Annotated in this window: 8 protein-coding genes and 1 pseudogene; 4 read left to right on the top strand and 5 right to left on the bottom strand. The window is 46.5% G+C overall.

What is annotated here, in order from left to right; all coding sequences use genetic code 11:
• Positions 1-147 precede the first annotated feature (147 nt).
• A complete protein-coding gene (locus F1381_RS21265; protein ID WP_151736863.1) occupies positions 148-480 on the top strand; it encodes a hypothetical protein in 333 nt (110 codons plus the stop codon).
• On the opposite strand, the gene F1381_RS21270 is transcribed toward F1381_RS21265, so the two are convergent.
• Both F1381_RS21270 and F1381_RS21275 read right to left on the bottom strand, forming a co-directional pair.
• Positions 454-1,365 carry a dienelactone hydrolase family protein gene (locus F1381_RS21270; protein WP_151736864.1) on the bottom strand — a complete coding sequence of 304 codons (912 nt, stop codon included), beginning with the start codon at positions 1,363-1,365 and terminating at the stop codon, positions 454-456. The two genes, F1381_RS21265 and F1381_RS21270, sit on opposite strands and share 27 nt — an antisense overlap.
• Positions 1,366-1,461: 96 nt before the next feature.
• Positions 1,462-2,349 (bottom strand): aldo/keto reductase, encoded by an 888-nt coding sequence (locus F1381_RS21275; RefSeq protein ID WP_151736865.1) that lies wholly within the window; start codon positions 2,347-2,349, stop codon positions 1,462-1,464.
• Between the two features lie 979 nt (positions 2,350-3,328).
• Here F1381_RS21275 and F1381_RS21280 point away from each other — a divergent pair.
• Positions 3,329-3,850, top strand: a pseudogene (locus tag F1381_RS21280) (nucleotidyltransferase domain-containing protein); the annotation flags it as partial.
• A gap of 119 nt (positions 3,851-3,969) precedes the next feature.
• Here F1381_RS21280 and F1381_RS21285 read toward each other — a convergent pair.
• Both F1381_RS21285 and F1381_RS21290 read right to left on the bottom strand, forming a co-directional pair.
• Positions 3,970-5,067: an acyltransferase family protein gene (locus F1381_RS21285; RefSeq protein ID WP_151736866.1), complete on the bottom strand. Its 1,098-nt coding sequence runs from the start codon at positions 5,065-5,067 to the stop codon at positions 3,970-3,972.
• A gap of 19 nt (positions 5,068-5,086) precedes the next feature.
• Positions 5,087-5,698, bottom strand: a complete 612-nt coding sequence (locus F1381_RS21290) for a GNAT family N-acetyltransferase (RefSeq protein ID WP_151736867.1) — start codon at positions 5,696-5,698, stop codon at positions 5,087-5,089.
• Positions 5,699-5,908: 210 nt separating this feature from the next.
• On the opposite strand from F1381_RS21290, the gene F1381_RS21295 reads away from it, so the two are divergent.
• Both F1381_RS21295 and F1381_RS21300 read left to right on the top strand, forming a co-directional pair.
• Positions 5,909-6,472, top strand: a complete 564-nt coding sequence (locus tag F1381_RS21295; RefSeq protein ID WP_151736868.1) for a TetR/AcrR family transcriptional regulator — start codon at positions 5,909-5,911, stop codon at positions 6,470-6,472.
• Positions 6,473-6,764: 292 nt separating this feature from the next.
• Positions 6,765-12,419 (top strand): bacterial Ig-like domain-containing protein, encoded by a 5,655-nt coding sequence (locus F1381_RS21300; RefSeq protein ID WP_484549338.1) that lies wholly within the window; start codon positions 6,765-6,767, stop codon positions 12,417-12,419.
• 84 nt (positions 12,420-12,503) lie between these two features.
• Here the strand turns inward: F1381_RS21300 and xynC are convergent, their stop codons facing one another.
• The gene (gene xynC / locus F1381_RS21305) at positions 12,504-14,183 is read right to left on the bottom strand and encodes a glucuronoarabinoxylan endo-1,4-beta-xylanase XynC (RefSeq protein WP_151736870.1); all 1,680 of its coding nucleotides are present in this window, start codon (positions 14,181-14,183) and stop codon (positions 12,504-12,506) included.
• Positions 14,184-14,384 lie beyond the last annotated feature (201 nt).

The raw sequence follows: 14,384 nt of genomic DNA on the forward strand, positions 1-14,384 counted from the left end.
AAACGGGGATAACCCCCTCGTTTTCCAGCTCGTAGGCCAACTTTGGAACACAAAAGAAACCCAGGGTCTTTGAATGACCTGGGTTTCTCGACAATCTGATAAATTATGCTTTATTAGGAGGTTATTTCAATTTTTAAATTAATACCTTTGAAATTACCCGGTGGTTGGACTGTACATATTAATGAATTGTCTGAAGGATTATATGACCCTAATATTTCGCTTGGCGCTCTTAAGGAAAATCTTCTGCTACTGTCCAATCCTTATAAGAAGCGTATTATTGATGTTGGCTGGTATCCTGCAGGAGAGAAGACTGGTGAATACTGTTTGCTCCTCATGGAGATGGGGGTTAACGGAGTGAATACTATGCTCTATTCATCATATGAAGATGTGATATATACTTATCGGACAAAGGATATTTATCAATTGGTGGATCATATCAATGAAATATTAGGCTCAGGCGTGGCTGGTAATCCATTCTAAAATATAGTCAAAGCGTTCTTGTGTCAATTGATGACCCCCTTTATATTGTTTGATCTGCAAATTCTTTTCTGCATGTCTTGAGATATAATGTTCTCTTACCATTTCATAAATCTGCGGCGCATCCTTTGAATACTTATCTTCATCGGAACAAATTATTAAGAAATCTCTCGGTGCTATTTCTTTTATGACATCAACAATTTCAAATTCTTTGAGAATTCCAGGTATAATACTAGACATTTCTATTCCTATGGAGTTATCCATACGATGTTTATAACTGACAACGCTTCCGCTTGACATGGCATAGTTTATTCTTTTGTCAAAAGCAGCTGCAAAATATGTAGTGTTCCCGCCATAAGAATGTCCTAAGCAACCCATTTTTGTTTTGTCCACCATATCCAAACCATTAAGAACACTTATTGCACCTATAGCATCTTCTATGGAAATTTTCGCCAATGTCTCCCCTGTCAAAATCCCATGGCATAGTGCAAGGAAATGATTCCATTCATCTGCTGTGTGGTTTTCTTCAGTGCCCCTCGCATTTACTCTTCGTTCCTCGAAACATATTGCATCTGGCGCAATGACTACAAAACCTGCACAAGCAAGCTTGCTTCCAAAATCCTGTAACGGGTCACCGACCAATCCGCAAACTTCACTTTTGCCCCAATTTCGTTGACTATGGTGTTGATGATTAACCAAAACTGCCGGAAACGGTGCTTCACCTTCTGGAATAAGCAGGAAGGCAGGTATGATACGACCGTTCACTTCATATTCAATTTTATTTCTTGTATAAGCACCGCAATTCGTAACTGAAATGCAGTTAAATTCTATGATATCCCTTATATGTGCAAGGCCGATAATTTCGGACATTCTGCCAATTACACTCATTTTTTTGCCCCTTTCGGTATAGCTCTAAATTTGTATGGTAAAATAAAAGCCGCTATAATAGCGGCTTTCAAGTGGATTGATGTCCATCAAGCTTACTTACAGCTCCAGCTCTGCAGCCCTGGCGTTCGCTTCCACCTGTTCCGGACTTTTGCATCCCGGAATGACGCAGCTGACGGCCGGATGCTTCAGACACCAGGCCAAGGCCCATGATGCCATGTCGACACCTTCCGGTACCTCGTTCTTCTGAATTTCACTCACCAGCTTCAGCTTCTTATCGATCTCTTCGCGCTCGTGTCCTTTTCTGACATTGTCACCAAACACGGCGCCCGGCTTGTATTTGCCGCTCAGGTAGCCGCTGGCCAGCGGGACTCTCGCGAGCACCCCCAGATCCTGCTCCTGGCAGGAAGGGAATACCCTCTCTTCCGGCTTCTGGTCCAGCCGGTTATATACCACCTGAATAGCCTTCGCATTAAACTCGGTAGCCCTGCTCGTCTGATGCAGATTATCGTTGCTTCCGATCGATATCCCGAGATTACGGATAGTACCGGCTTGCACCTGCTTGTCCAGCATGGTCCACAAATCGTCATTATCGAACGTTTCATCCGATCCGGAATGGAACTGATACAAGTCAACATAATCCGTCCGGAGGGCTCTCAGGGATTCTTCCAGCTGCACGCGAATCTGATCCACGCTCCAGGCATTGGTCCAATGATCATGCCACAGGTGGCCGAACTTGGTTGCAATCACCCAGTCCTCACGCCGATCCCGTGACATGAAATCGCCGATAAAGCTCTCCGACATATGGTGAGGTCCGTAGCATTCGGCCGTATCAATCAAATTAATGCCCAGTTCTTTGGCCCGATAGAGAATGGCATCGACGTCTTTCTGGGTATAATCCTTGCCCCAGTCACCGCCAAACTGCCACGTGCCCACGCCTACTACGGATACATCCAGTTCCGTCTTGCCTAGTCTTCTGTATCTCATTCTGCTCACCTCGTAATTTAATGTGCTCTCTTCTATGATGGGATTGAACGCTTTCATGATAATGGATATCCGGAAATTTATCAATCTAACAAGGCAGCTCAGCTAATATCATTGCTCTCTGTCAAAAGAAAATAAACTTCTATATAGATTGATCTAAAGATTTTTGTGTTGGGATTAGCCGTGATACAAGAAAACAATTGGACTTCCGGTCGCTTCCCGTCCGTAGATTTCTTGATTTATACCGCTTGTTGCAGTCCCGGCCTCTACCTGATGGCTTTCCACAGTAAAGCTGATAGGCGAAGCACGGGCTGTCATCGTTTTAAGCTGCTGCAATGTAGACCGTGATTATCCTCCACACAGGTTAAATCAATAAGATAGATGAGGAAGGCCAAGAGCACCCTTTACTAAAGGCGACGGCAGCTATTGCTCTTTATGACCTCACTACCCGCTGCTAAGCTAATTGCAGTTTGTACAACTATATCCATCTAAACAGGCCGTTTCCCGGCTATAGTTGCATTCCGTACATCTATTTTCTTGCTTTAAGGCAGTTTGATCCCTATTTGCTGATTTTAGTTGCACAAAATACATCTATCCTTCAAAAATGGGTGCATAAACAAATAGTTGTACGATATACATTTATCCTTGTTGAATAGGGGTTGCTTTTCGTTCATCATACCTAAACAGAGCCGGACAGAGCCTGCTGCCAGCGATTTCAACAGCAAATAGCGGTATTCATATGGAGATCGGGAATGAGCAGGGTACGGAAGTCCATAACTTTAATTCACTTTCCGGCCTTATTCAGCCTAATCTTAAGTTCAACTTATATAGACTGAATAATAAAGTGTTAGACTGACAATGCCTCATTAAGCTAGCTGCAGGATAGTTGAATGACTTCGCGAATAACTTAAGTCATGACGAATTTACGAAGTTCGCAAAAAGACGTTAGCCGAAAGAAGTTCTCAGTTTAGGGGGAGTCTATATGATATTAGAGAAAGTTATAAATAGAATTGTAATACAAAGTGAATATAAGGATTTTGTTGATAAGTATATAGATAATATACTTACCGAATTTAAAGGTAAGATTCATAGCATTTACATGTGTGGCTCGATTCCAAAAGGAACTGCTAAACCTTTTAAGTCAGATGCAGACTTTACTATTGTATGTGTAAATCCCAAAGATATTGATTACGAAAGATTGTCAAATATTAAAGACAGGCTTTTGGAAGAATATCCAGTAGTAACTAAGATTGATACGATAATTTGCTCGATTGACGATGTATTAAGTAAACCAAATGAGTGGGGATTTTGGGTAAAGATAATTTGTGTTTGCATATATGGTCATGACGTTGGTGAACAAGTACCACCGATAATTATTTCACCAGAGTTCATTTTAGACTTAAATACAGAGACCAAGGAGGAAGTAAATCGTATACATAGTTTACTTTCTAATGCTAGTGATATCACAATGAAAACTAGATATATTAAAGGTTACTCTAAGCAGTGATTCTAATTAAAACATAAGACTATTGAGCTAACGGGAATCGTTAGTTTAAAAACAATGGCGGCAGTCTAAACTTTATTTTTCAAGTCTTAGACTGCCGCTCTATCCTGTTGAACCTCCTATAATCTTCTCATAAAATATGGCTTGAGTTTATCCAGATACCATATAGCGATTTGATCTGAGATCAGTAATAGAAGTGTGGCAATTAAGGTCGCCTGCCAGAACGGTAACGCGCTTGACTTGATTAGCAGCTGCATGAGAATTCCGATAACCCCAATCAGTGACCAGTGAATGCAATAGATCGCGTTTATATTTTTGCTCCATCTTATGAGCGGCTGGAAAGATACTGCCGGGAGCATTTGCAGGATCGCATAATTCAGGCCGAAGAAACCTACAGCCAATACCATAAAAAAGACTGCATCCAACAGTCCTAAGAAATAATAGGAACCCGCTGAAGAAAACATAATTCCAAAACGGATCGTTAAAATCAGGTAGATCGTCGTAAGTCCAATGCATATCGGCGCAATACGTAAGTAGAAACTCTTTTTATCCGTACAGTGCTTCAATAAAGAACCAAAGACCAGCCCGGAAATCGGGAATATCAGCCAGTTCAAAAAGGGGAAGTAGCTTCGGCTGGCAGTGCCCCAGATAAAGCCGATGAATTGATCCCCCACATAATTTCCGGTAGATACCCCGCGTAGAACCGTCCCTAGCAAGGATGCCACTACCCCGATAATGAGGAGCGATAAGTTGTTCAATTTCAGCTTTGTTAACAGTGCAAGAAACAGGAACGCCAAGCCTGCAAATTGTAAAATATCTACACTAAATAATGAAAAGGTATGATAAAGATAGGTGCTTTCATGGGTTATCGCATACTTCGCAAGGTCAGGCAGGACATAACGGAATATATTGAGAAGAAGTCCTATACCGAGCAAACTAAATCCTCGCTTCATTAAATCCTTTGGGCTGTTGTTGCGGGAGTAACTCACGCCGATCCCCAGACAAATCATGAATACCGGTGCAGCAAAAGGGCCTCCCAATATGTTTCTGACGAGCGTGACGAGAATTCCTTGGGAATCAGGCGACAATTCGTCGAACACATGCGTCCATACCATAAACAAGATTGCACAACCTTTGGCCAGGTCCAGCTCAGGTTGTCTTCCCGTGTTTATTTTCTCATTACCAAAACAAGCTCTGATTCCGGCAAATGCAGCCATGCTAATCCTCCCCGTTCATTTACAGCCTCTTGCTAAATAAAAAACACTGCAGCTCCACTATATTGCGGTTGATCTGCAATTCAATCTCATGCTGTTCAAACATCTCGAAGCCCCGGTGCAGATAGAACTGATAAGTAGAACCGCTGTCCGTATACAGATAAATCAGTTTCCCCTGCTCTTCTCTCTCCAGCTTCTGCAGCAATAAGGTGCCAATTCCCTTTCCTTTAATCGCCGGGTCCACTGCAAAGAAGTTGATTTCCCCATCCGGTGTATGCTTATTCCTGAAGTGCTCTAACATCTTTGAGTTTGCACTTTCATAGTTGTTAGATGCCTTGCTATAACCAAGGTTTATGAGAAAGCCGACGCTTTTTACATACAGCTTATACCAGAATGAAGTGAAGATTGTCGGCTCGTTCTTCATATCGGCCAATAATACGCCCACTAACTGATCTCCCATGTACGCGCCCAATGCCTGGGTAGCTTTGGAAATCTCTAAATACCAGAAATACTTGCTGTAAAAATATAATTCCATCTTACTGCTTGCATACCAATGTAAATGCATGCCTTCAACCGCGAAGTTTCGGGCTTTGCCAAAATCCGCTTTGCGGAGCTGCTTGATCACAATATCCATGGTTTCCTCCCGTCTGTATCTGTCAAAGGAATGTTCTATTCCACATTTTAATAGACACGGAGTCGTCTTTCTATATTCAATTCGTCGCAATAATGTCGTCCAAACGACACTCCAAGCGAATATTGTCGCTTTGTTGCCGCAATTGTATTTCGACGAGAGTTGCAACATAATAGACATGAAGTCGTTTATCACAGGATGGAAGGTGAGCATATGAACAAAGAGGACCGGCGGGTGAAAAGGACAACAAGAGCGCTCTGGGACGCGTTGGCCGAGTTATTAACCGAAAAAGAACTGCACAATATTACCGTTAGAGAATTAACGGACAAGGCGGATATTCACAGGGCTACCTTTTACACTCATTATAAAGATGTTTACGATTTGTATGAACAGATCGAAAATAATGTCATGGAAGAGCTTGCAGCGATTTTTGTCGGGGACCCAACCCATTCGTATAAAGAATTATTTGAAAAGCTGATCCAATACGTGTACAACAATCCAAGGCTGATGCGTATGTTCCTGGACAAGAGCAGAAACCGGAGCATTCATGAGCGGATCATTTCTCTCCTTGAGCAGAAGTACATTGATATCTGGGATTATGAGACGAATCACCTGGAGAGGGATGAAGAATGGATGTTCATGGCAACATATCATCTTCAAGGCTGTATCTCGATGCTTGAATATTGGGCCAAAGGCAACTTCACGTACCCCAAAGACCGTCTAATAAAACTTATTGTGGACATCGATGCGAATTTCGATCGTATCCTTCCTGATTAAAGGGCCCCGCCTAATTTCTGCATAAACCAAGTGTCATTATCTCACATCCTCCCTCCCATCCCTTCTGCGCTGCGGATTATGGAGTATTGATTATGGCTGTACTTTTCACAGACAACGTATAATGTCAGAGATCAAATGGATACGTTGATCAAAATCGGTCCAATAAGGAGAGATTTTAATCGTTGTGAAAAAACCAAAACGTTTGTTAGCCATGTTTTTAATCTTCCTGCTCTTATGTTCATCCGTTCCATTATCCCTGTCAGCAGAAGAAGGAAATGATCCTCAAGACGGGATGATCAACATTCAGAGTCAGAGTAAGTGGAAAGGCAGTGTTTTTGGTGATGTAGGAGCTCAGGACAAAATTACACCGGTGAACTTTGGCATCACTGAGCAAGGTGATGGAACTGTTACCCTTCGCAGTTCAAACGACAGAGGTAAAATAGCGGGCAGCACAGAAGGAATAGCTTATTACTATCAAGAGATTGATCCAGGAGTGAATTTCGAATTAAAAGCAACAGCCCATGTTGATACTTGGGCGGCCAATAATCAGGTATCTTTTGGCATCATGCTGCGGGGCAATGTGTGGGACAATCAATTCGGAGCATACTCCGGAGATTACGTGGCTGCAGGTGCATTGGACCAAGAAATGAAAGCGTTTCACAAATTAGAGAAAGGCACTTTACAGAGGCTTGGTTTTGCGGCTGCCAAACGGCCGGCCCAGGGTGAAGATTACGAATTAAGCATTAAGAAGAGCGGAAATCTGTATACCGTTCAGATTGGCAATGATATCAAGATCATTGATAGCTTCGCTGGCTCTATCCAATATGCCGGCCTTTATACAGCAAGAAATACAACAGTCACCTTCCGTAATGTTCAACTCCTTCAAGAAGGACAAGCAGAACCGGAACTGGGCCCATGGGCGTTTAGCGCCTTCGGAGCAAACACGTCCGCGGTTAAGAATCCCGAGCCGATTGCTCAGGATCAATCCACAGTCACAATGACTACTTACGGCGGTAAGATTTCAGGCGGCGATGAGGGCTTATCTTTTTATTACAAAGAGCTTCCCGCTGACCTGAACTTTGAGCTAAAAGCCAAAGCGAATGTCTCCGCATTTAATACGAGGAGCGATGTCAGCTCACCGAATCAGAAATCCTTCGGACTTATGCTTAGGGATACGGTTGGAATCCATGGCGATTCCGGCACCACCACCTCCAATTATGCCGCTGTGGGTGCGCTGGATTTAGCGATGAAAGGCTTCTATAAGAAGACTGCACAAGTGAAATTGAATCCATTTAGCGGAAGTAATGCCCCTGCTGGTGGTGAAGTCTATGAGCTTAGCCTCAAAAAATCGGGCAATATGTATTCCCTAAGCGTGGATGGCCAGACTGAAAGCGTTACCCTGGAGGATACATTTACCGATACTATCTTTGCCGGAATCTATGTGGCCAGAGATGCAACTGTAACCTTTAGTGGGCTGGACCTGCAGGTCGAGACCAAGAGGGTAACCGGCTTGTCTGCCGATACGAGCGGGATGACGAAAACCGGTTATCTGGTGGGCGAACCTCTGGATCTGAGCGGACTGGTCATTAAAGCACTCTTCTCGGATAACAGCGAAGCCATCCTGTCTTCTGCGGACTACATCGTGACCGGCTTTGACAGCAGCAAGGCTGGGGACAATACAGTGACCATTCATTATAACGGCGCTTCTGTAGATATCCTGCTGCACATTCTGCCGTTAACCGTGACCTCATTATCCGTTAAATATGAGCCGGCCAAAACCATCTATTACCCGGGAGATGCTTTTGATCCGGAGGGGTTAGTGGTTGTTGCCCATTATAATGACGGTTACCTCAGCAAAGAGCTGACGGATGATCTATATACCCTCTCCATCGGCGGTCAACCAGTGACGGAACAGCTTCCCTTTACGTTTACAAAATCGGGTTCTCATGAAGTCGTGATCACATCGGCAGAGACCCCGGCAAGCACGACTGCCTTTAATGTCGAAGTCATAGATGCGACACTATCCAAATTAGAGATTAGGCATGAGCCGAAGCAAACCGTCTATTACATCGGGGATTCCCTGCAATTAGAAGGATTGGTCCTGTATGCTCACTACTCGGATAACACGCAAATCAGGCTGACCAAAGACGAGTACACCGTCTCCCCTCTCAATACCCAGACACCGGGAGACAAGGAAATCAAGGTAACCCACAAAGGATTAACAGCAGCTTTCACTGTTAAGGTCCAAATCAAGCAACTCGTCGGTATTGAAGTCACTAACTATCCGGCAACGACTTTCTTCATTAATGATCCCTTTAACAGCGATCAGCTGGTCGTATCGAAAGTGTATGACAACGCGGACCGGGAGGTTCTGAGCGGCTATAAGCTCGACAGCTCCAGGTTCGATAACAAACAGGCCGGAGTCTACGAAATTGGAATCATTCCAGATGATTCTTCCATTCCGCCGATTACGTATGCTGTCACGGTAAAAGAAAAGGCAGAGCCTGTATGGCACAGCGTCTCTTTCGGCCAATCTACATCTGCCGCTAATAACAAAATTCTGCTTAAAGAAGACGGAACAGTCGAGGTGATCGCCCTGGAAGGCGGCGGTAAGGTCACGGAAGACCATGACGGCATTACCTTCTACTACACAGAGCTTGATGCGGCAGAAGATAATTTCGTGCTGTCCGCGGATATCGAAGTGCTGGCTTATGCAAAGACGCCATATGACGGTCAGGAATCTTTCGGCATCATGGCGCGCGATGCCATTGGGACACCCGGAAACAGCAGCGTATTCGCCTCGAATATCGCGGCCATCGGCGGCTACAGCGGCGGTACCAAAAGCCCTCTCGGCACTCAGCTGTTCATTCGCTCCGGCGTCGAGAGTTCCGATGGCACCGGAAGCCAAGGCATTAAGACGATCATGCTCAAGAATGAACGGCCTGGGCCCGCCAACACGGCCCCTACAGCACCTTATCGTCTAACCTTATCCAAGACGAACAGCGGTTTCATAGGCCGGATCAACAATGGCCAGGAAGCCATCCACTTTGAGCCGGATATCCTTAAGGTGCAAGACTCCAAAATGTATGTCGGATTCTATACGGCACGCCTTGCTACGATAGACATCCGCAATATTGAGTTAACGGTAACCAGTGCAGCTACTGATTCACCTAAGGTTGAACCTCCGTCAGCTCCGGTAACACCAAGCCTGAGCATACTGTCCCGGAGCAAGACCTCTACGCCGGAATATCAGCTGGTTATTCGTCCCAATGTGGGCGGAACCGTAACGGTGAAGCAGGGCTCTAAGGTCATCGCACAGGATCTGGAGGCCGCAGCCGATAAGCGTCTTGTAATTCCAGCGGTGATCCGTGAGCAAGGCGATACGAACTTCAGCGTAACGTTCTGGCCGGAGGATACCCAGTACCTGACTTCTTACGATAAAATCGTCCATAACTTCACTGTAACCAGGAACAGTTATGACGAAGGAACCGATATCTATGTATCCCCTACTGGAACAAGCGCCGGGGATGGAACCCTTGAGCTCCCGCTGGACATCGATACCGCAATCGATTATGTTAAGCCAGGCCAGCATATTATTGTGCTCGACGGCCATTATGTGCGGAAATCACCGCTTGTGATTGCCAAGTACAATGATGGTACTGAAGCTGCCAGAAAGGTTCTGGAGGCGGCACCTGGTGCAAGACCTATCATCGATTTTGACAAAAAATCAGAAGGTGTACTGCTCAGCGGGAACTATTGGCATGTGAAGGGAATTGATTTCACCCGCTCAGCGGCCAATACCAAGGGCTTTACGGTTGGAGGCAACTATAACATCGTTGAGAATAGCCGTTTCTACGCTAACGGTGACACCGGCCTGCAAATCAGCCGGACCGACGGCACCGCCCAAGACATATCTGAATGGCCATCCTACAACTTAATTCTGAACAGCACCTCCTTCGATAACCGCGATCCGTCTGACAATAATGCAGATGGCTTTGCAGCAAAGCTGACGTCAGGCATCGGAAATATCTTCCGGGGCTGCCTGGCGCATAATAACATCGACGATGGCTGGGATTTATACACGAAGGCAGGCTCAGGCGCAATCGGTCCTGTATTAATCGAGAACAGCGCCGCTTTCAATAACGGTTATTTAACGGACGGAACGGTTGGTGCCGGGGATAAGAACGGCTTCAAGTTAGGTGGAGAAGGCATTCACGTCACGCATACCATCCGTAATTCCATTGCCTTCGGTAACGGAGCATATGGGTTCACCAGCAACAGTAACCCGGGAGTTATTGCGATTAACAACATCGGCTTTAATAACACCCGCGGGAACCTTAGCTTCACCACGTACGACCAGATCACTGCAGACTTTAAAATCGACGGCTTTGTCTCCTACCAGACGAAGAGCATTGGCAAAGACCAATATCCGGCTTCCCTGGCGGCTATCCATAACTTCATGTACGATGGCACAGCTTCAGTCAACAAGTCGGGCAAGCAGCTGACGGATGCTAACTTTGTAAGCTTACAGCCAGTCACCACTTATACGAGGGATGCGGAAGGAAATATCATCTGGGGTGATTTCCTGAAGTTTATTCCTTTTGAAGAACCAGGGACTGAAGAGCCGGGAACAAGTCCATCGCCAAGCCCTTCCGCTACACCGGGGCCATCTGCTACACCGGAGCCTACAGCTACACCAAGTCCGACGGCTGCACCGGATACAGGCAGCACTGGATCAGCCGCTGCAGAATCTGTTTCTACGGTCCTCCAGCTGGACGGCAGCGTCAGAGTTGAACTGCCCGTAACTGTCAATGCCGGCAAAGCCAAGGGAATACTGAATGATTCCACCCTGCAAAAAACACTGTCCATTGCCAAAGCCGGTTCCGCAGGGTTAAAAATGATCCGCATTCAGCTTGCCGCTGATCCAGCCCAGGAGATGAAGGAAATTGAGGTCAGCCTCCCTGCTTCCGCTTTCCGCTCAGGAGCCTCCTCCCTGCAGCTTGAGGTCAGTTCAACTTTAGCAACGGTCCGGTTACCGGACAATATATTCCCGGCGGAGACGCTGGCCGGAGCAAAATCTGTGACATTATCTCTAAGCACTGTCGATGCCGAGGGTCAGCTGAAGGCTAAGCTGGGCGGCAGCCCGCTGGTTGAGGTTGGGCTTCATCTGGAAGGAACCAAGCTGCAGCCTGACGCTCTATCTTCGCCCATAGAGATCGGACTTCCCCATGCGCCAGCCGTTCCTGCAGCTGATAATGCCTTTATAGCGGTCTGGTCCGTCAATGAACACGGAGTGATCCAGCCTGTAATAAGCGCGGAGTATAGCGGAGAGAAGCAGCAGGCCATTTTCGCAAGCGCTCACCCTTCCGGTCAGTATGCAGTGGTCTATAATCACAAGACATTTGCAGATATTGCCCCTTCCCACTGGGCAAAGTTCGCTGTTGAAGTGCTCGCTTCCAAAGGCATCATTAACGGAATGTCAGAAACGGAGTTCAGACCGGAACAGTCCGTTTCACGCGCAGACTTCGCACTTTTACTGGTCCGGGGGTTGGGACTTCAAGCGCCGGAAGGAGCCGGATTCACGGATGTGTCACCGGATGATTATTTCTATCAGGAACTTATGACTGCCCGGAAGCTTGGAGTAGTTACAGGTCAGCCGGGTGGTCTTTACCAACCGCATGAGCCGATCACCAGACAAGAGATGTTTGTTATGGCAGCTAGAGCTCTTAGGGCTACAGAAGGCTGGAAATCAGGTGCGATATCGTCCACAGTATTGGACAGCTTTACCGATCGCAACCGGATCTCCGGGTATGCGGCAGAGGATATCGCGACACTTACAGCAGCGGGTCTCATCAAGGGAGATTCCCGGCAGCAGCTCCTGCCCGCTGCTCATTCGACGCGGGCCGAAGCCGCCATGCTGATGTACAGAATTCTTGGGCAACAATAAAAGAATGCTCCTAAATTGACAAGCGCCCCATATAGCGACAGGTTTCACGGTTCCACCTGTCTGCTGTATGGGGCGCTGCTTTCTTTAATTGGGCGTTAGCGTAACAGCGATGCTATCTATATTGGGGCCATCTGCCCCCGTTGTCACAACTTTGAGCGTGTTGTTTCCGATATTCATCGGAACCTGAATGGTTTTCTCGCCCCAGGTTGTCCAGCTCCCGGTTTCGGTAAAGGCCAAATTGGTAATGACCTTGGTTCCATTCACGTATACATCCAGGTTCCGTGTTCCTGAAGCTAGTGCATAGCGGAACTTCACATATTTGGTGCTTTCAGTTGCGCAGTAAATACTGTTCCACTGGATCGCGGCATCCGTTAAGCCGGTGAAGTTGACATAACTGCTGCCGTTATATCCGGAGTTGATGGTTTCGGTGACGGCTTCAGTCAAGGTTGTACCTGTCTCGGCTTCATAAACCGTTCCGTTTATGGTACCGCTGCCGCTCCCCAGTGCTGCTACAAAAGTGGTCACACTCTGTGCAGGAAGCTGGGCAGTAAAAGCATTGCTGGACACAGTGGCTGTTGCTCCTGCAGCAACCTTTCTGGAAGCATCGGTCACCCATGAGGATACGCTTGAAGCCGTCCCGTTCTGCAGGACAAATCTTTGATTAACCGCAGATGAGCCTTTGTTGATGGCTACTATGACAACTTTGTTGTCACCCTTGTAGGCCGAGGTGTAAACATTTGTATCCGGATTCTTGGTTGCATCCACTCTGACATATCCGGGACGGATGAATTTGGAGAACTGGGCCATACTGTCCCCGCGCTTGCTGATCGTGCCGTCCTCATTCATCGGGCCGTATTGGCGGCGGATGTACCACCATACATAGGCCTGGAAATCCGCTTCGACCATGGCATTATGCATATGATAGGCTACTTCCAGTGCCTCAGGCCAGAGATTGGCCGAGTTGTTATTACTGTTGGGATAGTACACCTCCGTCATCCATAACTCCTTCCCCGCCCCTTTTTGCTTAAACAGCGGATACGGGAAATTGCTGAACGAGGTGCCGTAAGTATGTGCACCCAGAATATCCATATTGGCCAAGGCCTGCGTGTCATTCAGGATGGGATCAGACATGTTTTTGAGATAGGAGAAGGATTCGGGAGCGATAACCCGGCAATTGATCGATCCGGCATTTTCTTTCATAAACTTGAGCATCTCTTGAGGTGTCCACCAGGTCCAGGTATGGGCATAATCCGGTTCATTCTGCACAGAGATCGCATAGAGGTCTACTCCGTTATTCTTCATGTAGGTAACGAAGTCATTTAGATGCTGCGCATAGGCAGCATACTTGTCATATCTTAGCCGCTTGGCGGATTCCCCGTTGCGGGTAAAGGTTTCCGTCATGTCACTTGGCGGGTTCCAGGGCGAAGCAAAGACGGTCGCTCCTTTGGCAATAGCAGCCTTTGCCGTATCTACTTCTCGGTACCAGTTATTCTTATTCTCATCCACATAAATTCGCAGAACTGAGAAGCCCAGCTGGTTTGCTCCATTGCCGAACGCGGTTTCTCTTTGTGCCGGCGTAAGATCCCCAATCCAGGCCGGAAGATTGATCCCCCCAAAACCTCGGATGACTTGTTTCTCTGCCGATAGGTTTACTGTAACATCACTTGCAGCCGAAACTTTGGGAGGCGCTGGAAGCAGTACTGCTGTCAGTACAGTCACGGCTGCCAATAAGGTACACATTGATTTTTTTACACCGTTTAGCATTGATCCATCTCCTCACTGAATAGGTTAGTGCATTTATGAAACCTGTATCACCTCCCGTCTGTGCGAAGCGGCTGTAGGATGCACACAGCTTGTCTACCATTATAGAAACACTTGCAAACGCTTCCTAATTCTGTATTATATTTGGTATTGATGGGATAATCTTTGCAGTAAAACGATTTCTTATTGCGCGGATGCCACTGA

Origin of the sequence: Paenibacillus tengchongensis, from assembly GCF_008973665.1 — a bacterium.
GTDB lineage: Bacteria > Bacillota > Bacilli > Paenibacillales > Paenibacillaceae > Paenibacillus_AQ > Paenibacillus_AQ tengchongensis.